The sequence below is a fragment of the Streptococcus penaeicida genome, assembly GCF_002887775.1.
Lineage (GTDB): Bacteria > Bacillota > Bacilli > Lactobacillales > Streptococcaceae > Streptococcus > Streptococcus penaeicida.
The window spans coordinates 48784-73109 of the sequence record NZ_LOCM01000020.1 but is presented as its reverse complement, the minus strand read 5'-3'; the positions used below and the strand labels follow the sequence as shown (position 1 = coordinate 73109).

At 37.9% G+C, this 24326-nt stretch carries 22 protein-coding genes and 1 riboswitch; of the genes, 18 read left to right on the top strand and 4 right to left on the bottom strand.

Translation table 11 applies throughout. From position 1 onward, the window contains the following. The first annotated feature begins 23 nt into the window (after positions 1 to 23). From AT575_RS05215 to AT575_RS05135, 17 genes are all read left to right on the top strand, one after another. Complete coding sequence (locus AT575_RS05215; protein WP_245871466.1) at positions 24 to 899, top strand: competence protein CoiA; 876 nt, start codon at positions 24 to 26, stop codon at positions 897 to 899. A gap of 85 nt (positions 900 to 984) precedes the next feature. Beyond that, positions 985 to 2787, top strand: coding sequence for an oligoendopeptidase F (gene pepF / locus AT575_RS05210; protein ID WP_102777458.1), 1803 nt, complete (start codon positions 985 to 987; stop codon positions 2785 to 2787). Between the two features lie 92 nt (positions 2788 to 2879). Beyond that, a complete protein-coding gene (locus tag AT575_RS05205; protein ID WP_102777457.1) occupies positions 2880 to 3518 on the top strand; it encodes an HAD family hydrolase in 639 nt (212 codons plus the stop codon). A gap of 122 nt (positions 3519 to 3640) precedes the next feature. Continuing rightward, a complete protein-coding gene (locus AT575_RS05200) occupies positions 3641 to 4855 on the top strand; it encodes an L-lactate MFS transporter (protein ID WP_102777456.1) in 1215 nt (404 codons plus the stop codon). 94 nt (positions 4856 to 4949) lie between these two features. Then, entirely contained in the window at positions 4950 to 5591 is a 642-nt protein-coding gene (locus tag AT575_RS05195) for an HAD family hydrolase (RefSeq protein ID WP_102777455.1), read from the top strand. Positions 5592 to 5653: 62 nt separating this feature from the next. Next, positions 5654 to 5742, top strand: a riboswitch (TPP riboswitch). 258 nt (positions 5743 to 6000) lie between these two features. Further along, complete coding sequence (locus AT575_RS05190; protein WP_102777454.1) at positions 6001 to 6558, top strand: ECF transporter S component; 558 nt, start codon at positions 6001 to 6003, stop codon at positions 6556 to 6558. 3 nt (positions 6559 to 6561) lie between these two features. Continuing rightward, the gene (locus tag AT575_RS05185) at positions 6562 to 7839 is read left to right on the top strand and encodes an ATP-binding cassette domain-containing protein (protein ID WP_102777453.1); all 1278 of its coding nucleotides are present in this window, start codon (positions 6562 to 6564) and stop codon (positions 7837 to 7839) included. Beyond that, positions 7832 to 8512: an energy-coupling factor transporter transmembrane component T family protein gene (locus AT575_RS05180; protein ID WP_102777452.1), complete on the top strand. Its 681-nt coding sequence runs from the start codon at positions 7832 to 7834 to the stop codon at positions 8510 to 8512. The genes AT575_RS05185 and AT575_RS05180 overlap by 8 nt, the downstream gene beginning before the upstream one ends. Positions 8513 to 8538: 26 nt before the next feature. After that, entirely contained in the window at positions 8539 to 9219 is a 681-nt protein-coding gene (gene tenA, locus AT575_RS05175; RefSeq protein ID WP_102777451.1) for a thiaminase II, read from the top strand. 1 nt (position 9220) lies between these two features. After that, on the top strand, positions 9221 to 10021 hold the full coding sequence (gene thiD / locus AT575_RS05170) for a bifunctional hydroxymethylpyrimidine kinase/phosphomethylpyrimidine kinase (protein WP_102777450.1): 801 nt from the start codon (positions 9221 to 9223) through the stop codon (positions 10019 to 10021). A 1-nt stretch (position 10022) separates the two neighbouring features. Continuing rightward, positions 10023 to 10811, top strand: a complete 789-nt coding sequence (gene thiM, locus AT575_RS05165; protein ID WP_102777449.1) for a hydroxyethylthiazole kinase — start codon at positions 10023 to 10025, stop codon at positions 10809 to 10811. Then, entirely contained in the window at positions 10804 to 11466 is a 663-nt protein-coding gene (gene thiE, locus AT575_RS05160; protein WP_102777448.1) for a thiamine phosphate synthase, read from the top strand. Before thiM ends, thiE begins: the two co-directional genes overlap by 8 nt. Before the next feature lie 251 nt (positions 11467 to 11717). Then, entirely contained in the window at positions 11718 to 12428 is a 711-nt protein-coding gene (locus AT575_RS05155; protein WP_102777447.1) for an O-methyltransferase, read from the top strand. Positions 12429 to 12484: 56 nt separating this feature from the next. Then, positions 12485 to 13426, top strand: coding sequence for a peptidylprolyl isomerase PrsA (gene prsA / locus AT575_RS05150; RefSeq protein WP_102777446.1), 942 nt, complete (start codon positions 12485 to 12487; stop codon positions 13424 to 13426). 334 nt (positions 13427 to 13760) lie between these two features. Then, positions 13761 to 16379, top strand: a complete 2619-nt coding sequence (gene alaS, locus AT575_RS05145) for an alanine--tRNA ligase (protein WP_102777445.1) — start codon at positions 13761 to 13763, stop codon at positions 16377 to 16379. Positions 16380 to 16540: 161 nt separating this feature from the next. After that, positions 16541 to 17323 carry a carbon-nitrogen family hydrolase gene (locus AT575_RS05140; RefSeq protein ID WP_102777444.1) on the top strand — a complete coding sequence of 261 codons (783 nt, stop codon included), beginning with the start codon at positions 16541 to 16543 and terminating at the stop codon, positions 17321 to 17323. Between the two features lie 9 nt (positions 17324 to 17332). Further along, positions 17333 to 18508 (top strand): pyridoxal phosphate-dependent aminotransferase, encoded by a 1176-nt coding sequence (locus tag AT575_RS05135; RefSeq protein ID WP_102777443.1) that lies wholly within the window; start codon positions 17333 to 17335, stop codon positions 18506 to 18508. A gap of 131 nt (positions 18509 to 18639) precedes the next feature. Here the strand turns inward: AT575_RS05135 and AT575_RS05130 are convergent, their stop codons facing one another. From AT575_RS05130 to nrdH, 4 genes are all read right to left on the bottom strand, one after another. Continuing rightward, positions 18640 to 19896, bottom strand: a complete 1257-nt coding sequence (locus AT575_RS05130) for a chloride channel protein (protein ID WP_102777442.1) — start codon at positions 19894 to 19896, stop codon at positions 18640 to 18642. Positions 19897 to 20023: 127 nt separating this feature from the next. Then, on the bottom strand, positions 20024 to 20983 hold the full coding sequence (gene nrdF / locus AT575_RS05125; RefSeq protein WP_102777441.1) for a class 1b ribonucleoside-diphosphate reductase subunit beta: 960 nt from the start codon (positions 20981 to 20983) through the stop codon (positions 20024 to 20026). 152 nt (positions 20984 to 21135) lie between these two features. After that, positions 21136 to 23295 carry a class 1b ribonucleoside-diphosphate reductase subunit alpha gene (gene nrdE / locus AT575_RS05120; RefSeq protein ID WP_102777440.1) on the bottom strand — a complete coding sequence of 720 codons (2160 nt, stop codon included), beginning with the start codon at positions 23293 to 23295 and terminating at the stop codon, positions 21136 to 21138. Positions 23296 to 23313: 18 nt separating this feature from the next. Continuing rightward, entirely contained in the window at positions 23314 to 23532 is a 219-nt protein-coding gene (nrdH, locus tag AT575_RS05115) for a glutaredoxin-like protein NrdH (protein ID WP_102777439.1), read from the bottom strand. Between the two features lie 530 nt (positions 23533 to 24062). Between nrdH and AT575_RS05110 the strand changes: the two genes are divergently transcribed. Beyond that, complete coding sequence (locus AT575_RS05110) at positions 24063 to 24326, top strand: phosphocarrier protein HPr (protein ID WP_000146945.1); 264 nt, start codon at positions 24063 to 24065, stop codon at positions 24324 to 24326.

The following is a 24326-nucleotide window of genomic DNA, read 5'->3' as shown; positions in this document are numbered from 1 at the left end:
AAGTATGGAAAGTGGAGGTGTCTATGTTAAAGGCTTTAGATTCTGACGGAAAAATTTTCTGTTTACTTGATGGCTTGCCAGTATCAGGTGCTTACTTTTGTCCCCTGTGTCGGGGGAAGCTTTGCTTCAAGAATGGAAAAATTATGCGACCGCACTTTGCCCATCTACGTGTGGGGAATTGTCATTATGCTTGGGAAAACGAGTCAGAGGAGCATTTAAGTTTGAAGGCTTTGATTTACCGCAACTTGAGGCCTTTTCATCAGGTGGAAATTGAAAAGTATTTGGACGACTGTGAGCAGGTGGCTGATTTGCTTGTCAATAACCGCCTTGCCTTGGAAATTCAATGCAGTACATTAGCCATTGAGCGCTTGAGAGAGCGGACTTTGGCTTATCAGAAGGAAGGTTTTCATGTTCGTTGGTTGTTAGGCAAATCACTATGGTTGGGGAGAAAATTAAGTCAGCTACAGCGACAATTTCTTTTGTATTCGCGCACCATTGGTTTTCATTTATGGGAATTAGATTTGACCAAAGAAAGTATTCGTCTAAAATACCTCATTCATGAAGATTATTTTGGACGAACTTACTATCAAACAAGGGAGTTTCCATTGAGTTCGGACATGTTAAAAATCTTAAGAATCCCCTTCATTGACCAATTTGTTGAGCCCTTGACTCTAGAGATGCCCAAAAATCTTTTGGTGAAGATTCAAAAAGCTTTACGCCGGAAAAACCCTTATTGGTTAAGAGAACAAGAAAATGCCTATTTACGAGGGGAAAATATCCTGATGAAAAAGGCGGAGGATTTTTTTCCATTTTTTCATCCACCCCTATCTGAGATTGGTTTTTGCCAGATTGATAAAGACTATCTAAGAGACGGTGACAACTTTTTTTTTATATTATAAGAATATTAGGAATAAACAGGTACAAACCCTCTACCCTCCCTATTTTTATGTTAAAATGGAAGTAAGAAATTTTTAGGAGGATATGATGGCAGATAACAGAAGTCATTTAGACGAAAAATACACTTGGGATTTAAGTACGATTTTTGCAAGCGACCAAGAATGGGAAAAAGAAGTAGAGCTTCTTAAAACAGAGTTAGATAAAGCTCAAGGACTAGCAGGACATTTACTTGATTCCGCAAAAACATTGTTAGAAACAACAGAGATTGAATTGGACTTGTCTCGTCGTATTGAAAAGATCTATGTTTATGCGTCAATGAAGAATGACCAAGATACAACTGTAGCTAAATATCAAGAATATCAATCAAAAGCATCAGCTCTCTATGCAAAATTCAGTGAAGTTTTCTCGTTCTATGAGCCTGAATTTATGACAATTAGCCAAGAGCAATTTGAAACCTATCTTAATGAAGAAGAAAAACTTGAAAGCTATCACCATTTCTTTGAAAAATTATTAAAAAATAAAGACCATGTTCTTAGCCAAGTAGAAGAAGAATTATTAGCGGGTGCTTCAGAAATCTTTAATGGCGCTGAAGAAACTTTTGGTCTCTTAGACAATGCCGATATTCAATTCCCAATCATTAAAGATGAAGATGGCAATGAAGTTGAAATCACACACGGTAATTTTATCCATTTGATGGAATCTAAAGATCGGTCAGTTCGTCAAGCTGCCTATGAAGCTCTATATAGTACCTACGAACAATTCCAACACACTTATGCTAAAACACTGCAAACCAATGTTAAAGTGAATAATTTTAAGGCGCGTGTTCATCATTATGAATCTGCTCGTCAAGCAGCAATGAGTGCTAACTTTATCCCTGAAAAAGTTTATGAAACACTTTTAGAAGCTGTTAACCGTCATTTACCATTATTGCACCGTTATCTCAAATTACGTCAAAAAGTTTTAGGAGTGGACAGTCTAAAAATGTACGATGTTTATACACCATTGTCACAAACGGACTTATCTCTTAATTATGATCAAGCTTTAGATAAAGCTGAAAAAGTATTAGCCATTTTTGGTAAAGAATATAGCGATTACGTCCATGAAGCATTTTCTGAAAGATGGATTGATGTCCATGTTAATAAAGGAAAACGTTCAGGCGCTTATTCTGGTGGTTCTTATGATACCAATGCCTTCATGCTTTTAAATTGGCAAGATAATTTAGATAATTTATATACCCTTGTTCATGAAACAGGTCATAGCTTGCATTCAACTTTTACGCGTAAGAATCAACCTTATGTCTATGGTGATTACAGTATTTTCTTGGCGGAGATTGCCTCAACCACAAATGAAAATATTTTAACCGAGGAACTCCTCAAAGAGGTGACTGATGAAAAAGAACGCTTTGCGATTCTTAATAATTACTTAGATGGTTTTAGAGGAACTATTTTCCGTCAAAGTCAATTTGCCGAATTTGAGCATGCTATCTATCAAGCTGATCAAAATGGACAAGTCTTAACCAGCGACTTCTTGAACAATCTTTACGCTGATTTGAATGCTAAATACTATGGTTTAGCCAAAGAAGATAATTATTATATTCAATATGAGTGGGCTCGCATTCCTCATTTTTACTATAATTATTACGTTTACCAATATTCTACTGGTTTTGCGGCAGCAAGTTACTTAGCTAATAAAATTGTCCATGGTCAACAATCCGATATCGACCATTACTTAGATTATTTAAGGGCTGGTAATTCTGATTATCCATTAGATGTGATTGCTAAAGCTGGTGTTGATATGACAAATGACGCCTATCTTGATGCGGCTTTCAAGGTCTTTGAAGAACGTTTAACAGAATTAGAAACATTAGTTGAAAAAGGCGCACACCTATAATACGGAAAAGATAGTTTCGACTATCTTTTTCTATAATAGGATTTAGCAATCGCGATAGAAGCAATTTTGAGAGGTTAATTATGGAGAAGAATATGGGAAAATGGGTCATTTTTGACATGGATGGGGTTATCGTTGATTCCGAATATACCTTCTTAAGCAGTAAGACAGAAATGTTATTAGATCGTGGTATCGATACAGATGAAAGCTATCAGTATCAATTTATGGGAACTACTTTTGACTACATGTGGCGAGTGATGAAAGAAGAATGCCAGTTAGAGGATTCAGTAGAAGTCCTCATTACTGAAATGAATCGCAGACGCCAAGAAATGATTGATCGAGATGGCGTTAAAGCAATTAAAGGAGCAAAGGAGCTTATTCAGTTTCTAGCTAATAAGGGCTATCAGTTAGCTGTAGCCTCTTCCTCACCCAAAGATGATATTGAAAAAAATTTAGCGGCACTTGGTTTAAGCCAATATTTTAAAGTAACCGTTAGTGGGGAAGAAGTGGCTCATTCTAAACCCCAACCAGACGTTTTTCTACGTGCGGCTCAATTATTGGGAGCTGAACCTGAGAAGACTTTTGTTTTTGAAGATACTAAGAATGGTAGTTTAGCGGCTAAAGCTGCGGGTATGATTTGTATTGGTTTTGCGAATCCTGATTATCCTAAACAGGATCTGTCTGCCTGTGATTATCTAGTCGCAAAATTCGAAGATTCCTACATCTATTTTTAAAAACATACGTTTTTTATCTGCAAATCAAATACTTTGACAAAAAATAATTAGTATAATAAACTAAAACCCTAACTATTACTTATGTTAGGGTTTTTATTGTTTGTTTTTAGAAAGGTATCATCGTGAAAAGTACAAATCGTTATATCGTGGCCGGTGCTGGCGTTATTTTCCATCTCATGTTAGGCTCAACTTACGCTTGGAGTGTCTTCCGTAATCCAATTATGATGGTAACAGGATGGAGTCAATCTTCAGTAGCTTTTGCATTTTCTTTAGCCATTTTTTGTTTAGGCATGTCGGCTGCCTTTATGGGTCGATTAGTTGAAAAGTTTGGACCACGCTTAGTTGGTAGCTTATCAGCCCTACTTTATGCTAGTGGTAATATTATTGCTGGCTTAGCAATTCAAGAAAAAGAACTATGGTTACTTTACTTGGGTTATGGGGTAATTGGAGGCTTGGGCTTAGGATCAGGATATATTACACCAGTATCGACCATTATCAAATGGTTCCCAGATAAAAGAGGTTTAGCCACTGGTTTAGCCATTATGGGCTTTGGTTTCGCATCATTACTTACCAGTCCTGTTGCTCAAAAATTCATGGAGTCTGTTGGTCTTGTTAAGACCTTCTATATTCTTGGTTTCATCTATTTTGTTGTCATGCTATTAGCAGCTCAATTCATTAAGAAACCAAGTGATGAAGAATTTGCGCAATTGGTAGCCAAAGCTAAAGGGCAATCGAATACTAATCTTCATCATGGTATGGTCGCAAAACAAGCCTTAAAAACCAAAGAATTTTACATTCTTTGGATTGTCCTCTTCATCAATATTTCTTGTGGTCTAGGTTTAATCTCTGTAGTTGCACCGATGGCACAAGATTTAGCTGGAATGTCAGTGGAAGCAGCAGCTGTTGTTGTTGGCTTAATGGGTGTCTTTAATGGTTTTGGACGTCTTTTATGGGCAAGTCTTTCGGACTTTATTGGTCGTCCTCTGACCTTTATTATTCTCTTTATGGTCAATATTCTAATGTCGCTGTCCTTGTTATTCTTCCATGTACCAACACTTTTTATTCTTGCAATGGCCATCTTGATGACTTGTTATGGTGCTGGTTTCTCTCTCATCCCTCCTTATCTCAGTGATATTTTTGGAGCAAAAGAATTGGCCACCTTGCACGGTTATATTTTAACAGCTTGGGGAATTGCTGCTTTGGTTGGTCCTATGCTCCTCTCTTGGACTTTTGAATTAACTAAAAGTTATTCCACAACCCTAACCGTTTTTATCGGGATGTATCTATTTGCTTTGGCAATTTCCTTCTGGTTACGACAACGTCTTGCAAAAAAATAATGTAGTAATCAACCCTAGCCTTGACTAGGGTTTTTAGTTATAATAAAATTGTTGAAAAAGCTGAAGTTTCAGAGACTTAAGAAGGAGATGCAATTTGCAGAAAATAGTATTTTTTGATCTTGATGGTGTCTTATTTGATTCTTATGATATTTGGGATCAGATGGTTAAGAGTTTACTTGAAAGATATGGAATCCCTTTTACAGATGAGCTTCAGGCCAAGCTTTGGAGCTTGGAGATGGATCAAGCAGATCTTTACTTGACTCATCTTTTAGCGGATTTTCTGGATGAGACATCATTTAAGGTGGCTAAGGAAGAGTATTTACTTGAGGAATACAAATCTGTTACTTTAAAGAGTGGCACAAAGGAATTATTACCTTATTTGATAAAAAAAGGATATAACCTCTATGCTGTGACTAGTAATTATGGTCACTTGGCCAAAGCAGGTTTAGAAGCCAACGGGTTACTTCCTTATTTCCAACAAGTCATTTCAACATTTGACTATAATTCGGACAGTAAAGATATAGAATTTTTGAATAGCATTATAAGTTTTTATGAGCTTGAAAAGCATTCAATAGCGATGGTTGAAGATTCTTGGAAAAATCTTCTGGAAGCTAAAAAGGCTGGTATAGAGACCATTTACCTGCTTAATGATGTTTACCCCCTAGAGAAAGTTGCCAAGGAGACAATTGATTTTGCTATCACAGATTTGGATCAACTGTCCACTATTTTAAGGTAATACTAAAAATGTAAGCCTTGTCATAAAAAGTAAAATATGATAAGATTTGCTTATCAAAATGAATTAGACATTTGGGGTGCGTAAAGCTGAGATTATACCCATTGAACCTGATACAGTTAGCACTGGCGCAGGGAAATGTGTACCATTATTTTTTGTAGTGGTTTTTTTCAAAGCATGCTTTGAAATAATCTTAAGAATTTTCTCTACACCCCATTTGCATGCAAATGGGGTGTTTTTCGTCTGTCTATTTTTGAAAATGATATTAAGAAAGGATGAGGTGTTTACGTCAAAGAAGCTATGTATAACGATATTGATTAAAAATCAGTTACTTATGGATTTGTCTTATGGATTAGCTTAGCACGAATAGTACTAAGTCATATGACACTTATTTAAAAAATGGAGGAAGAAAATGAAATCATTTAGTTTAAGAGATGTCTTATTAATTGCCTTGTTATCTGTTGTTTTAGGGATTGTCTATTTTGGAGCCGGATATGTTTCAAGCTTTTTTGTACCATTCATTGGTCCCATTGCCCATGAAATTATTTATGGTATCTGGTTTGTGGCAGGTCCAATGGCCCTCTATATTCTAAGAAAACCAGGGACCGCCATTGTGACGGAGGTATTAGCTGCCTTAGTAGAAGTACTTATTGGCTCTATTTATGGACCCAGCGTCTTAATTATTGGGACTTTACAAGGTTTAGGATCAGAACTTGGCTTTACAGTTTCTGCTTATAGAAAATTTGAATGGCCAAACTTTATTCTTTCAGCCATTCTAACGTCAGTCTTTTCTTATGTTTGGTCGTATTTTGTTAATGGCTTAGCTGCCTATTCTATTTCCTATAACCTAACCATGCTTTTAGTAAGAACTCTGTCATCAATTGTTTTCTTTCTTATGACAAAAGCCTTGTGTGACAAGCTACAAGCAGCCGGAGTCTTACAATCATATGCCTTAGGACAAAAGGCCTAGCCTATGTTAGAAATCCATAATCTAACTTATGGCTTCTCCGAGAAAGCTTCACTTTTTGAAAACTTATGTTTAATAATTGAAGTAGGCCAAAGAGTACTCATTTCAGGCTATTCAGGCTGTGGTAAATCAACCTTAGCTTATCTTTTAGCTGGACTAAAAAAAGCCCAGCAAGGGTCAATCACTCTAGATGGGGAAGAGATAAAGTCAGAATCGGTCGGTCTAATCTTTCAAAATCCAGACCTACAATTTTGTATGGATACTGTCGAACACGAGCTTTTTTTCGTTTTAGAAAATCAAAGAACTCCGAAAAATCAAATGACTAATCGAGTCAAACTGGTTCTTGAACAGGTTGGTTTACCTAATACTCAGAAACGAAAATTAGACAGCTTATCTCAGGGTGAAAAACAGAGGTTGTCCTTAGCCTGTCTGTTCTTACGAGAGCCCAAAGTCATTATTCTTGATGAGGCTTTTGCCAACTTGGATTCTAGCAGTGCCAAAGCTCTTTTTAAGCTTGTGCTTGCCTATCAAGCACAGCATAGAGCCATTCTGATTTGCATCGATCATTTGTTTGCCTATTACCAGGACCAAATGGATACTTATTATTGGTTTGAAAATGGTCTCACTGCAGTCAGTTATCAGCACTTACAAAATGCCATGCCAGCACTATCCATTGGCAAAAAAGCTCTGCCATTAGGCAAAAAATTACTAGAAACTAAGGGTTTGAAAGTCAGAATTGACAAGGGCCATCATCAGGAATATCCAGATATCAGCTTGAGTGAAAATGAAATCATCTGTTTAAATGGCCCTTCTGGGTCGGGCAAATCAAGTTTCTTCCTGGGAATTTTGGGTCTCTATCCTAAGAAAGCAGATGTCTTTCAAATGGTTAAAAAGCAAGAGCTTGCCTTCTTGTTTCAGAATCCTTTAGAACAGTTTATCTATGCTAAGGTTTATGATGAAATTTTTCAAAGCTGTCGGAATCAATCTAAGACAAAAGCAATTTTAGAAAAATTAGATTTGTGGGATAAAAAGGATTTATCACCATTTCAATTGAGTCAGGGACAACAAAGGCGTTTAGCAGTTGGTATAATATTGGCTAGCCAGGCTAAACTAATCCTTTTGGATGAGCCCACTTATGGTCAAGATGCCTATCATGCACAATTAATTATCAATTTAATTTTGGACTATTTTAATCAGCATCAATGTGGCCTGATTTTTACAAGCCATGATGATCACCTTAAGACTTTGCTTGCGGATAGGTTTGTGGAGGTAGAGCATGCTTAATATAAAATCCTATAATCCATCCATGCTTTTTCTAGCCCTATTGCTTGTTACATTCACTTTCAGCTTTACCCTAAACCTCATAGTCACCCTAACTTTATTAGCTCTGGTTTGGTTGCTTTTATTAGCAAGCCATGTGGAATGGCGCCATTTTCTTAGACTTAATGGCATCGCCAGTCTCTTAATGCTTTCCATTTTTCTGGGAACTTACTTTTGGGGCAGGAATGCTCACAATCTCATCCTCTCCTTCACAGTTGCATTGAGACCTGTGCTCTTTATGAATCTTGGCTTGCTCTTTTTAACAGCTCATGATGCCTATGCCTTTCTAGTATCACTGCATCAGAATTTTGACTTACCTAGCCAGTTTACCTATGGCATACTCGCCATCTTTAACCTGATGCCACAACTTAAATTACAGTACAAACGCAACAAATTAGCCTTTGCGCTGAGAGGTCAAAAAATCACTTTTATGTCACCTAAATTGCTCCTATCACTCTTGTTTAAGACGATTTATTGGGTTGACTATTTGGAAATGGCCATGCTGTCAAAAGGGTTTAATGCTCAAGAAAAGCGGACCTATGCCCATACCTATCAAATTAAGAAAAGGGATTATGGATTACTATTTGCTAGTTGGCTATTATCAGTATTGCTGATTTGGATCTCACTAAACTACTGAGAAATTGGATAGAATCGAGGAAATTTATGTTACGAGAAAAAATGATTGCTAGCGGACAGAAATATATTGACATTATCTATGATGACCCCTTTATTCAAGGCATTATTGCTGGTAATCTTGATTTCGAGGCTGTTTGTCATTATTTAAAAGCGGATCATATTTATTTAAAACAATTTGCCGATATTTATGCTCTCTGCTTAGCCAAAGCCAAAAGCAGAGAAGAAAAGCAGTTCTTCTTAGGTCAAATTGATTTTTTAATCAATAAAGAGTTAGAGGGAATTGAGGGTCCTCATCAATGTCTGGCAAGATATACGGGAATCCCCTATTCTGAAATCATCCAAGATGGAGAATGGTACCCTAGTGCCGATCATTATATCAAGCACATGTTTTATGCCATTCATGAACAGGGTATCGCAGGAGCCTTGTCGGCAATGGCTCCCTGCCCTTGGCTATATCATGAAATCGCCAAAAAGATTAAAGCCAATCACCAAATCGGAGATCAACACCCATTCCGAAATTGGATTGACTTTTATGAAGATCGGTCCAGCGATGGGATTATGGATTTCTTTTTTGACCTGATTGAAAAGTATTCCCTTGCTATGGATAATTTGGAGAAGGCTGCACTGATCGATAATTTTATGAAATCATGCCAACATGAGAGACGCTTCTTTCAAATGGCTGTAGATCAAGAAAAATGGGAGGATTAAGATGACTCAATTACATACTGTTTTAACCATTGCTGGAACTGACCCAAGTGGCGGTGCTGGTGTTATGGCCGATTTAAAAAGTTTTCAAGCTCGGAATGTCTATGGCATGGCGGTCATCACGAGTTTGGTTGCCCAAAACACCTGTGGCGTCAGAGCAGTGGAAAATGTGTCGGTCGATTTCATTAAGCAAGAATTGGATTGTGTCTTTGAAGATATTCCGCCTCAAGCTATTAAAAGTGGTATGTTGGCCAGCCTCGAGATTATTGACTTAGTGGCTGACTATTTGCAAGACCATCAAGACATTCCTTATGTGCTAGATCCTGTTATGGTCGCAACCCGTGGTCATCGGTTGATTAATGAGGATGCCATCGAAGCCTTACGTCAGAAATTACTTCCTTTAGCCACAGTTATTACGCCAAATCTCATGGAAGCAGAAGTCATTATAGATCGTCCTCTTACAGATGAAGTGAGTATTATCAGGGCAGGACGCGATATCCAGTCACTTTATCAAGTAAAGAATGTCATTATCAAAGGAGGACATTTAGAAGGGGAAGCAATTGACTATCTCTTCTTAGAAGATGGTTCCATTAAAATGTTAAGCAGTCAGCGCGTGGACACCAAACATACGCACGGGACTGGTTGTACCTTTGCGGCTGTTATTGCTGCTGAATTAGCTAAAGGCAAATCAGTTAGTCAAGCCTTTTCGACAGCCAAGGCTTTTATTACTAAAGCTATTGAAACAGCTCCGGAATTAGGTAAGGGCAATGGCCCTGTCAATCACACAACTTATAAAGGAGAATAAAATGTTTTTAGAAAAATTAAGAGAGTCAAAACCATTTGTGATTTCAATGACCAATGATGTGGTTAAAAACTTTACGGCTAATGGCTTATTAGCTTTAGGTGCAGTCCCAGCAATGAGCGACTATGTCGAGGATTTAAGGGATATGCTTAAAGTTGCTAACGGCCTTTTAATCAATATCGGCACTCTTTCTGAAAAGAGTTTAGAAAACTATCAAGCGGCCATCAAAATAGCTAGTGAAAATAATGTTCCAGTCGTCCTTGATCCAGTTGCTGCTGGGGCAAGTCAGGTCCGTTTAGCCATCTCACAAGAGCTTGTTAAAAACCATCCTATTACAATACTGAGAGGAAATGCTAGTGAAATTGCTGCCTTATTAGGGGAAAAGCAAGAGTCAAAAGGACCAGATGGTGGTTTCATCGAAGACGTAGCTGGTTTAGCCTTGCGAGCAGAAAAAGCCTTTCAGATGCCAGTTGTTATCACTGGTGAAAGAGATGCTATTGCCCTTGATGGCTCAGTGACACTTTTGGAAAATGGCTCTGCTATGATGCCGCTAGTTACGGGAACAGGCTGCCTTCTGGGAGCAGTACTTGCTGCTTTCATAGCGGTAGCTGACCCAAGCCAGTATAAAGACTGCTTAATCGAGGCCCTTTCAAGCTATAATATCGCTGGAGAATTAGCTGAAGAAGCTAGCGCAAATAAAGGTCCTGGAAGTTATCAGATAGCATTTCTCGATGCTCTTTATAACATCAAAGATAAAGACGTGGAAGAAAGGATAAAAGTAAGTCATGAATAAAGAACTACTAGCTCTTTACTTTATTTGTGGTAGTCAAGACTGTCCGAATGGTAATCTATTAGCGACTTTAGAAAAAGCCCTAGAAGCTGGAATAAGTCTTTATCAATTTCGAGAAAAAGGAAATGGTGCCAAGGATGGGATTGAAAAAAGAAACTTAGCACTAGCTGCACAAAAATTATGTCAGTCTTATGGGGTCCCATTTATCATTAATGATGATATTGATTTGGCAATAGAATTGGATGCTGATGGTATCCATATTGGTCAGGATGATATGCCACTTGAACAAGCAAGAAAACTTTTTCCAGATAAAATCATTGGTCTATCAATCAATAATATGACTGAATTCCATCACTCCCAATTGAATTTAGTTAATTATGTAGGACTTGGTCCTTATAAGGCTACAATCTCAAAAGCGGATGCCAAAACGCCAACTGGTCTTTCCTTAATCCAAGGTGTACGAGAAGTTGACAAAGCATTACCTATTGTTGCTATAGGTGGTATACAAGAGGAAGATGTTGAAGCTATTATTGCTAATGGAGCTGATGGTATTGCAGTCATTTCAGCCATTTCACGAAGTCAGGATATTAGCAAAACAAGCCGAAGTCTAAAAGAAGAAGTTGAAAAGCATCTAGCAGAGAAAATAGAAAATTCTTGACATGCTATTAAAGGAAACATACTATTAAAATCTATTATATTTTGATACTTTTTTAAGTGTTAGTACAACGGCAATTTCGTCTGATCAAGATATCATTTACTTAGCTACCTTTTAAAAAAATACGAGGACGGATAAACAAGGTCCACGTATTTTTTTTGATAAAGTGTAAAGATTAATAAGATAGCGACATATCCAATCCGTCAACTCCGCAATTCTTGACACTGTCTCTTGGTCTATGCTATCCTAGACTAATGGTAGAATCGTATAGTAAAAATGCAAATCACAACATGCGTCGTCCTGTTGTGAAAGAAGAAATTGTTGACTTTTTAAGAACAAAGCAAGCAACTAATGCTGGCTTTTTAGCTGAGATTGAGGCTTTTGCTAAAGAGGAAAATATTCCCATTATTCAACATGAAGTGGTGGCTTATTTTCGGGTGCTTTTGCAATCATTACAGCCAAAGAATATTTTAGAAATTGGTACAGCTATTGGCTTTTCAGCATTATTGATGGCTGAAAATGCACCTGATGCTAAGATTACAACTATTGATCGTAATCCGGAAATGATAGCTTTTGCTAAGGAAAACTTTGCAAAATATGATCATCGTAAGCAAATCCAATTGCTTGAGGGGGATGCAGCTGATGTCTTGAGTCAGCTTGATCAAGAATATGACTTTGTTTTTATGGATTCAGCTAAGTCTAAATATATTGTCTTTTTGCCAGAAATTTTAAAGCATTTAAAGGTCGGTGGTCTAATTGTTTTTGATGATGTCTTCCAAGGTGGCGATATCGCTAAGCCGATTGAAGAGGTGCGTCGAGGACAAAGAACCATTTATCGTGGCCTTCATAAATTATTTGACGTTACTCTTAACCATCCGGGCTTGACTTCGAGTTTGCTACCTTTGAGTGATGGTCTATTAATGGTTCGAAAAAACCAAGAACTGATTGAATGGGAGATTAAGTAATATTTAAGATAGTATGTTATAATGAATTGGTTAAAGATAAAAAGGAGCTCACTAAAATGAAAAAATCAAACAAGCTAGTTACTGGTTTTGTAACTTTGGCTTCAGTGATGACACTGGCTGCTTGTAGTTCAACGAATGACAGCACTAAAATTGCAACAATGAAAGGTGACACTATCACCGTAACAGATTTCTATAAAGAAGCTAAAGAAACAACTGCAGCCAAACAAACTATGCTAAGTTTAATCATGGCACGTGTTTTTGAACAAGAGTATGGTAAGAAAGTTTCTGAGAAAAAAGTTGAAGAATCTTATAATAAAACTGCAGAACAATATGGTTCATCGTTCTCAGATGCACTCTCTCAAGCAGGTTTAACACCTGAAGCATACAAAAAACAAGTTCGTTCAACAATGCTTGTTGAATATGCGGTTAAGCAAGCTGCTAAAAAAGAATTAACAGATGCGAATTATAAAAAAGCTTATGATGCCTATACTCCAGATATGACAACACAAGTTATCGCTATGGATGATGCTGATAAAGCTAAGAAAGTCTTAGAACAAGTTAAAGCTGACGGTGCTGATTTTGCTAAGATTGCTAAAGATAACACTATCGAAAGCAACAAAAAAGTTGATTTTACTTTTGATTCTGCAAGTAATGACTTGCCAAGTGACGTTATCGATGCTGCTACTAAATTAAAAGATGGTTCTAAATCAGAATTAATTACTGTTATGGACTCATCGACTTATCAGAAAAAATATTTCATCGTCAATATGGTGAAAAAAGCTGAGAAGAAAGCAGATTGGAAAGAATACAAGAAACGCTTAACTGAAATCATTATGAATTCAAAACAAAAAGACACAGCTTTCCAAAATAAAGTCATCGCAGCTACCCTTGATAAAGCTAATGTTAAGATTAAAGAAAAAGCTTTTGCTGATATCTTGTCTCAATTTGCTTCAAACAAAGGGACTGGTGGTATTGCCTCCACAGTTGGTCAAAAATAATTTCTATTTGACCTTGACTTAAAAAGACGCTATAATTAATTGTTAAGAATTGTTAGAGAAATAGATTTTCTACAGAAAAGTGACGGTTGCTGCGAGTCATGAAAATTGCTTTAACATGCTACTTAACACTATACAATTTTATAAAGACATTAAAGATAATGACAAGTTCATTGAATGGAGGTGGTACCGCGGTTTTCGCCCTCTATACAGTGGTCTTGTCTTTTATTTATGAAAAAAGGAAGGATTGAAAGTGTTTAGATATTTTGGTGCTGAATAATGCATCAGTAAATCAGAAGTTAGTGGTATCTCATTAACACACTTTCTCTAGAAAAAAATGAAATCATTAAGTTCAGCGCAAATTCGCCAAATGTGGTTAGACTTTTGGAAGTCAAAAGGCCATTCTGTTGAGCCTTCAGCCAATTTAGTTCCTGTCAACGACCCAACTTTGTTATGGATTAACTCCGGTGTTGCAACCCTTAAAAAATATTTTGATGGTTCGGTTATTCCAGAAAATCCAAGAATTACCAATGCTCAAAAATCAATTCGTACTAACGATATTGAAAATGTAGGAAAAACTGCTCGTCACCATACTATGTTTGAAATGCTTGGGAACTTCTCTATCGGTGATTATTTCCGTGATGAAGCCATTGAGTGGGGCTTTGAGCTTTTAACAAGTCCAGAGTGGTTTGATTTCCCTAAAGAAAAACTTTACATGACATACTATCCAGAAGATACTGATTCGTACAACCGTTGGATTGCTTTGGGTGTAGACCCAAGTCACTTGATTCCTTTAGAGGAAAACTTCTGGGAAATTGGTGCGGGTCCTTCTGGTCCGGACACTGAAATTTTCTTCGATCGTGGCCCTGCTTTTGACCCAGAAAACATCGGTATCCGTCTCTTAGAAGAAGACTTGGAAAATGACCGTTACATTGAAATCTGGAACATCGTTTTATCACAATTTAACGCTGATCCTGAGGTTCCTCGTTCTGAGTACAAAGAGCTTCCAAACAAAAACATTGATACGGGTGCTGGTCTGGAACGTCTTGTAGCAGTCATGCAAGGGGCTAAAACCAACTTTGAAACAGACCTCTTTATGCCGATTATTCAAGAAGTTGAAAAACTTTCTGGCAAAACTTATGACCAAGATGGCGATAACATGAGCTTTAAGGTTATTGCTGACCATATTCGTGCCCTTTCATTTGCTATTGGTGATGGTGCCTTACCTGGTAATGAAGGTCGTGGCTATGTTCTTCGTCGTCTACTTCGTCGTGCTGTTATGCATGGCCGTCGTTTAGGGATTACAGAGACTTTCCTTTACAAACTTGTTGTAACGGTTGGTCAAATCATGGAATCTTACTACCCAGAAATTCTTGAAAAACGTGACTTCATCGAAAAAATTGTTAAACGTGAAGAAGAAACCTTTGCTCGTACCATTGATGCAGGTTCTGGTCATTTGGATCAATTGCTAGCGCAGTTAAAAGAAGAGGGTAAAGATACTTTAGAAGGTAAAGATATCTTTAAATTGTACGATACCTATGGTTTCCCGGTAGAATTAACTGAGGAAATGGCAGAAGATGCTGGTTATAAAATTGACCACGCAGGCTTCAAAGCTGCCATGAAAGAGCAACAAGATCGTGCGCGTGCTGCTGTTGTAAAAGGTGGCTCAATGGGTATGCAAAATGAAACCCTTGCGGGTATTACAGAAGTTTCTGAATTCTCATACGAAGAAGAAACTTTAGAAGCAAATCTTTCAGTTATTATTGTCGATAACGAACGCAGTGAAATGGTTTCAGAAGGGCAAGCTTTATTGGTATTTGACCGCACACCATTCTACGCTGAAATGGGTGGACAAGTGGCAGACCATGGTTGGATAAAAAATGCTGCAGGTGATATTCTAGCTAAAGTCTTGGATGTCCAAAAAGCTCCAAATGGTCAAGCATTACATACAGTTGAAGTCTTGGCTAGTCTTTCACTTGATACAGATTATACCCTTGAAATTGACCATAAACGTCGTTTTGCAGTTGAGAAAAATCATACGGCAACTCACTTACTCCATGCTGCTCTTCACAATATCATTGGTGACCATGCTACACAGGCTGGTTCATTGAATGAAGAAGAATTCCTTCGTTTTGACTTCACCCATTTTGAAGCCGTAACGGCTGAAGAACTTCGTCGTATTGAAGAAGAAGTCAACCAACAAATTTGGAATGCCATTACTGTCAATACTATTGAAACGGATGTTGATACCGCTAAATCAATGGGTGCTATGGCCCTCTTTGGTGAAAAATATGGTAAGGTTGTTCGTGTTGTTACCATTGGTGATTACTCAGTTGAACTCTGTGGTGGTACGCACTTGTCAAATACTTCTGAAATTGGTCTTTTCAAGATTGTCAAAGAAGAAGGTATTGGTTCTGGCACACGTCGTATTCTAGCTGTGACCGGTCAGCAAGCTTTTGAGCTTTCCGCCAACGTGAAGACGCTCTTAAAGAAATTGCTGCTAAACTTAAAAGCTCCGCAATTAAAAGAAGTACCAGCCAAAGTGGCTAGTCTTTCTGAACAAGTGCGTGACTTACAAAAAGAAAATGCTGAACTAAAAGAAAAAGCTGCTGCAGCTCAAGCTGGCGACCTCTTTAAAGACGTTAAGGAATCTAATGGTCACACTTACATCGCAACTGAAGTAGCTGTTTCAGATGCTGGGGCACTTAGAACCTTTGCTGATAACTGGAAACAAAAAGATTATTCAGATGTTTTAGTCTTAGTGGCTTCAATCGGTGAAAAAGTCAATGTTCTCGTAGCAAGCAAAGACAAATCAGTCCATGCAGGTAATCTGATTAAAGTATTGGCACCTATCGTTTCAGGTCGTGGTGGTGGTAAACCAGACATGGCTATGGCCGGTGGTTCAGACGCAAGTCAAATCTCTGCTTTACTTGCAGCTGTTGCTGAAAACTTATAATAAATGAAAAGTGAAAACAAAATGCATTTGTTTTCACTTTTTTTGATGATTTAGCTATTAGTCTTACTTATAGCTTTTAATAAGATGATAGAATGGGCTAAGTTTGTTTTTTATTGCTATAATAGAAATACTCAAAAAAATGAAGAAAGAAATGAGTTTATATGAAAGTTTCGATTATCCAAATGGATGTTACTTATAAGGATCCAGCTCGAAATCAAGAAAGTGCCTTGAAGTTGATGGAAAAAGCTATGACAGATCAGCCTGATGTCATCATCTTACCTGAAATGTGGAATACCGGTTATGCTTTAAATGAATTAGCTGACATTGCTGATTTTCAGGGTCAAGAAACAATTGCCTTAATGTCGGATTTTGCTAAAAAATATGATGTCAATGTCATTGCAGGATCAGTTGCAGTTGAAAGAGATGGCCGCTTTTATAATACTGCTTACAGTTTTAATCGGAAAGGGCATCTCGTCAATCACTATGATAAGGTCCATTTATTTGGTTTAATGGCAGAGGATGAATACATTAGTGCTGGTGAACAAGAGTCTCTATTTGAGATTGACCAGGTCAGAGTTTCCCAACTGATTTGTTATGACATCCGCTTTCCAGAATGGGTGCGTAGCCAAATGTCTCAAGGAGCGGAAATATTGTTTGTCTCTGCCCAATGGCCAGACAGCCGGATTGAGCAGTGGGAAATTCTTTTGCGGGCTCGGGCTGTTGAGAATCAAGCCTTTGTTGTAGCAGTTAACCGCGTCGGGAAAGGCCCTAATGATCATTTTAATGGTCGTTCAATGGTCATTAATCCAATGGGTGAGCTTCTCTTTAAAGACGAAGAAGGTATGGAACTCGTTAAGACTGTCACTTTAGATCTTGAACAAGTCAAGCAAGTTCGGGGAATCATTCCAGTTTTTGCTGACAGACGGCCAGATTTATACAAGTAAGGAGCAATCATGTCATTTGAACAATCAGAATTATTAAAAGCATTACCGCCACAATTTTTTGCTAGTCTCGTAGCCAAAGTGAATGCAAAAGTAGCGAAAGGTCATGATGTCATCAATTTAGGCCAAGGGAATCCAGATCAACCTACCTATGATTTTATCGTTGATGGCTTGGTAGAGGCGGCTAAAAATCCTCAATCACATAAGTACTCTCAATTTCGTGGAAATCCCAATTTTAAAGAAGCTATTGTCAATTTCTACCAGAAGGAATATGGCGTTAAGCTGGATGCCAATCAAGAAGTTTGTGTTCTAGGTGGTGCTAAAATTGGGTTAGTTGAACTTCCGTGGGCTCTAACAAATCCTGGTGATTTAATCCTCTTACCAGATCCAGGTTACCCTGATTATTTGTCTGGAATTGCTTTGGGCAAAGCTGATTTTGTGACATATCCACTACTAGAAGAAAATCAATTTTTACCAGATTTGAAGTCTATTCCAGAAGATGTAGCCAGAAAAGCTAAAATGATGATTCTCAATTATCCAAATAATCCAACGGGTGCGGTAGCGACATTTGAATTTTACCAAGAGTTGGTGGTTTGGGCTAAAAGATATGAAGTTGCCATTATTAGTGACTTCGCATATGGTGCCCTAGGATATGATGGCTTTGAAAACCCAAGTTTCCTCAGCACACCAGGCGCTAAAGAAGTCGGAATTGAAATTTATACCTTCTCAAAAACCTTTAATATGGCTGGTTGGCGCCTGGCTTTTGCTGTTGGTAATGCTGAAATCATCGAAGCCCTCAATCTGATTCAGGATCATCTTTTCGTTAGCGTCTTCCCTGCTGTCCAAGAAGCTGGTATTAAGGCTCTTGAGGATAGACGATCAGCGCAGGCAGTAAGAAACTTAAACAAGCTTTACGATCAACGCCGAGAAGCCTTCGTGGCTGCCGCTGCCAGAATTGGCTGGAAGGCCTTTGACTCTAAAGGCTCCTTTTATGCCTGGATGCCCGTCGCCAAAGGCTATACCAGTCAAAGCTTCGCAGATCTCTTGTTAGACAAAGCCCATGTCGCAGTTGCACCAGGGATTGGTTTTGGGGAGCTAGGCGATCACTATGTTCGGATCGGTCTCTTAGTAGATCCTGATAGGTTGGAAGAAGCTGTTGCCCGAATTGCCAAATTAAACTTATTTTAATGTAAAAAAATACTTTGTCAGTGTTAGAATTGACAAAGTTTTTTTCAATTATCATTATGAACGTTTCATGACGATTTTTTCACTGAAAAATGACAAGAAAACCAGACCAAGCACTAGCCATTTCAGAAAAATTAAGAAATGGTTCTTGCTGATCGGTCTTTTTTAATCATTTGTTGGGCTAATTTTTGACAAGCCAATGCGGCTAAAATAGCTGTTGCGATGGGAAGACCGTTCCAGAGGGGTTGTCCAGTAATTTCTACCAGAAAGAAAATGGCGGCAATAGGAATATTGTTGATGATGGCTAGGAATAGGGCTGCTCCAATAACAATTGCAAAGGCAACTGATATATCGGGCAAAAAACTATTCCAAAAAACAGCTGCTAACAAGCCTAGTCCACCGCCCATCATCATGGATGGTGCGATTTTTCCGCCATAGGTTCCAGCGTAAAAGGTCACATAGACAGCGACAGCTTTTGCCAACAGTAACCCACTAGTATAGGGTAAATCTTGTTTGGCATGTAGGAAAAAAAGTAATCCTGCTTTGCCATTTCCTAGAATTTGTGGAAAAGCAATAGAAAGAAGGGCGGCAAGCATGAAGGAGGCGACAACCATATAAATATACTTACTGGAAGCCAAATGTCGTTTAGGGATAGCAGTGAGGAGTGCTTTGTATGCAAAGATAAGGATGGCAATGATCAAACCAAAAAGGCAAGCCCAGACAAAGAGATAGGGATTCCAACTTAAGGGTTTTAAGAAATATTGGACTTCGTTACCGGAAATCAAACGGACTGTCCAGACGGCCATAAAGGATGTGATGGTTGCTGATAGAAAATTGCGTTTGGACCATTTGAGGAGAATGTTTTCTAAAATAAAGATAAGAGTGGCTAGTGGGGCATTATAGACGGCACCGAGTGCGGCTCCAGAAGCACAGGCTAATAGTAAGCTAATCTCTTCTTTGGTCAGCTGGAAAAAGTGGAGCCAGCTAGCTGTTAGAGCCACTGAAACTTCACGAGATGCTCCTTCTCGGCCCAGGGGAGAACCCATAGAGACAGTCACTAGTTGTAAGATGCCATGAAAAAATTGTGACATGGGATGGGTTTCTGTATGTTCGTGGACAATGGCCTTAATGGTATAAAAAGGTTTAGCGTATTTGCCAAGAGTATACCAGCCAAAGGCAGCAACCAATCCAGCACAAATAACCGCTAAAGAGCGTCTGAAAGGTGAAATATCAGCAATTTCCAAGCTAAAGGCACCGGTGTGGTTACCGAAACTCAAGGTCTGAATCAAGTGGATGAGAACCGTGAGGGTGCTGGCAACTAGGCCTGCTGTTATTCCAGTTAAGAGTAGTAGTGCAAGCCACCTTAACTGATTTTCAATAGATTTATTCATAATATCATTATAACAAAAGCTTTTAGGCTTTGAAAGCTTAGCCTCTAATATAAGCTTAAGAATAAAAGAAAATTTTGATAAATTAAAAAAGCTGAAGCAATTCTTCAACTTTTTTGATTATATTGTTTTAAAGTCCCATTGTGTAGTCGTCATCTTGCATAGATTCTACAGAACCGAGTAAGTAGCCATTACCAACCTGACTAAAGAAGTCATGATTAGATGTCCCAGTCGAGATACCATTCATAACGATAGGGTTAACATCATTAGCAGTATCCGGGAATAGTGGGTCTTGTCCTAAATTCATCAAAGCTTTATTAGCATTATAGCGAAGGAAGGTCATGACTTCCTCAGTCCAGCCAACTTGATCATAAAGTGATTTTGTGTAATCTTCTTCATTTTCGTAGAGTTGATAAAGGAGATCATACATCCATTCTCTGAAACTCTCTTGTTGGTCTTCAGGAAGTTCATTGAAGCCAAGTTGGAATTTATAACCAATATAGGTTCCATGGACAGATTCATCACGAATGATTAATTTAATGATTTCAGCCACGTTAGCCAACTTGTTATTACCAAGGTAATATAATGGCGTAAAAAAGCCAGAATAGAAGAGGAAAGTTTCTAAGTAAGTAGAGGCAACTTTCTTTTGTAAGGCATCGCCGTTTGCATAAATCTCGTTAATGATTTTAGCTTTCTTCTGCAAGAATTCATTATTGTTTGTCCATTCAAAAATCTCTTCAATTTCTTTTTTGGTATTTAATGTTGAAAAGATAGAAGAATAAGATTTAGCGTGGACTGATTCCATGAACTGGATATTATTGAGGACAGCTTCTTCGTGAGGCGTTCTGACATCTGCACGAATAGCTTCAACACCAGTTTCAGATTGCATGGTATCTAGCAAAGTAAGCCCTCCAAAGACCTTACCAACTAAATCTTTTTCTTGAGCTGACAATTTGCGCCAGTCATCCAAGTCGTTTGAAAGTGGGATACGGGTATCAAGCCAAAATTGCTCGGTTAATTTTTCCCAAGTGGATTTATCGATGACATCTTCGATCTCATTCCAGTTTATTGCTTCATAATAAGTTGTCATTTCTTAAGTTCTCCTAAAGAGTAGTCGATATGAAAAACCATATCATAAGCCAGCAACCCATTCTTGAGTGGATTACTGGCGTTTTTTTATTGTTCAAGTCTTAATCTTCATTCATTAATGAATGAATGTACCTTGACATGTTATGTTTTTGATTAGATAACACAAGACTCACATTGATTTGCGCCAACTTCTTCACCATCATCAGTAAAGGTGCGGACATAATAGATTGATTTAATCCCTTTATTAAAGGCGTAGTTACGAAGAATTGAAAGGTCACGGGTTGTTTGTTTGCTTTCAGTTTTCCACTCGTAAATTTCCTTAGGCAGTTCACTACGTAAGAATAAAGTCAATGATAAGCCTTGATCCACATGCTCTGTCGCTGCGGCATAGACATCAATTACCTTACGCATATCCATGTCATAAGCAGAAGTGTAGTATGGGATAGTGTCAGTAGACAACCCATTGGCTGGGTAGTAAATCTTACCTATTTTCTTCTCTTGACGTTCTTCAATTCTTTGAGTGATTGGGTGAATAGAAGCAGAGCAGTCATTGATGTATGAGATTGAACCATTTGGTGCCACCGCTAAACGGTTTTGGTGATAGAGACCATCTTTTTGAACAGCTTGACGAAGAGCTTCCCAATCGGCTGCCTGAGGAATAAAATGCTCCTTGAAGAGACCTTTAACCAAGTCTGATTTGGGAACAAATCGACCAGTCACATACTTATCAAAGTAAGTACCATCTGCGTATTTAGAATTCTCGAACCCAACAAAAGTTGTTTTGCGTTCACGGGCGATGTTATTTGATTCCACCAGGGTCCAATAATTCATTAGCATGAAGTAGATGTCCGTGAATTCTACCGATTCAGGACTTCCATATTCAATGTGATTTTGTGCTAAGAAGGAGTGTAGACCCATTGCCCCAAGTCCAAAGGTGTGGGCTTGTTGATTTCCGTTCTTGATGGTTGGCACAGCTTCAATTTGCGAAGAATCCGTCACATAGGTTAAGGCACGTGTCATTGCTTTAATAGAGCGACCAAAGTCTGGCGATGTCATCATGTTTAGAATGTTAGTAGAACCCAAGTTACATGAAATATCAGTACCCAATTCAAGGAATTCTTGAGCGTCATTGATGACACTTGGCTTTTGAACTTGGAGGATTTCTGAGCACAAATTACTCATAACAATCTTACCATCTATAGGGTTTGCTTTATTAGCAGTATCAATGTTGATGATGTATGGGTAACCAGATTCTTGTTGTAGTTTAGAAATCTCGGTTTCAAGGTCACGAGCGCGAAGCTTAGTCTTAGTGATTTTAGGGTTGGCAAGCAACTCATCGTACTTTTCAGTAATATCGATATAGTTAAAAGCAACTCCATATTCACGTTCAACGTCATAAGGACTGAAGAGGTACATATCTTCATTATTTCGAGCTAACTCATAGAACTTATCAGGAACTGTTAAGCCAAGTGAGAGGGTTTTAACACGGACTTTTTCATCAGCATTTTCTTTCTTAGTAGAAAGGAAGGCAATCACGTCTGGGTGGAAGATGTTCAAGTAAACAACACCTGCCCCTTGTCTTTGCCCCAGTTGGTTAGAGTATGAGAAAGAATCTTCGAAAAGCTTCATAACAGGAACCACACCAGAAGCAGCTCCCGCATAACCCTTAATTGGTGCTCCAGCTTCACGTAAGTTGGATAAGGTAATACCTACGCCACCACCGATACGGGATAATTGCAGAGCAGAGTTAATGGAACGGCCAATGGAGTTCATATCATCTGTTACTTGAATCAAGAAACAAGAAACTAATTCACCACGGCGGCTGCGACCAGCATTCAAGAATGATGGCGTAGCAGGTTGGTAGCGCTGATTAATCATTTCAATAGCCAGATCTTTTGCTAATTCTTCATTCCCATCTGCGAAGTAAAGGGCATTGAACATAACCCGATCTTCAAGGCTTTCCAAGTAGTAGTTACCATCATTAGTTTTTAAAGCATACTGTTGGTAAAATTTATAGGCAGCCATGAATGATTTAAAGTGAAAATCTTCAGCTTTGATAATAGCAGCTAATTCCTCAATAAATTCAGGCTTATATTTTTTAATAAATGCTTTTTCGATATAGTCATTTTCCATAAGAAAATTAATTTTATCCGTAATAGAAGCAAATTGCTTTGTATTTGGGATAACATTTTCTTTGAAAAAGGCATCGAGAGCTTCTTTATCCTTATTTAATGGAATTTTTCCATTAACGGGACGATTAATTTCATTGTTAAGGCGGAAATAAGAAATATCGCCAATATCTTTAAGACTCATAAAAAACTTCCTTAATCCTTAAATAATTTCTTTTAGTTTAGCAGGTTGGAATCCTGAGAAAACCATCTGGTCACTTTCGATAACTGGAGCAGCTGTAAAACCTAGGCTTTTCACGTAATCAATTTTTTCAGGATGCTCATCAATATTAATTTCTTTGAAAGTAGCACCGTTTTGCTCTAGGAATTTTTTGGTCATTTTACATTGCATACAATTATTTTTAGAATAAAGTTTGATCATAGTTTTCTCCTTCGAATTTTTCAATACTCTAATATCATATAGAATTTGTATATAAAATGCAAGGTTTTTACCTGAAAAAAACACAATATTTTGGGGTGCATATTTAAACAAAGCACTATATATAGTATAAACACTTGGAAACTGCGATAATGACTGGCTTAATCGGATTAAGTTATAAAAACAAATCCAACAAAAGCGAATGAATATACTAAAAGATTGTTTTTTCGTCTAAATATTCCCTTGTTATCCTCCGAATCATTGAGAATTTTGATTGTAAAAGATAGTGAAATTATCAATGAAAAATTCAGAAATATTGCTTGGGAATTTGGCTATGCTTTTAGTCAACACTTAATAAGTAGGCATTATAAGCAAAAAGAAAGCAATGAAAATATTGTGAAAATTTTATTAGCTTTTAGCTAGACAGAAGATTTAATCTTGAAAACCAAAAGACAATATGCTATAATCTGTTATTGTAAGGGTTACCATGTGGTAGCTCAAAAATACACAACTATTAAAAGGAGAACCATACTATGGCTTCAAAAGATTTTCACATTGTTGCAGAAACAGGAATTCACGCACGTCCAGCTACACTACTAGTTCAAACAGCTAGCAAATTTGCTTCAGATATCACTTTAGACTATAAAGGTAAAGCTGTAAACTTGAAATCAATCATGGGCGTAATGAGCCTAGGTGTTGGTCAAGGTGCTGATGTTACTATCTCAGCTGAAGGTGCTGACGCTGATGACGCTATCGCAGCTATCGAAGAAACAATGACTAAAGAAGGATTGGCATAA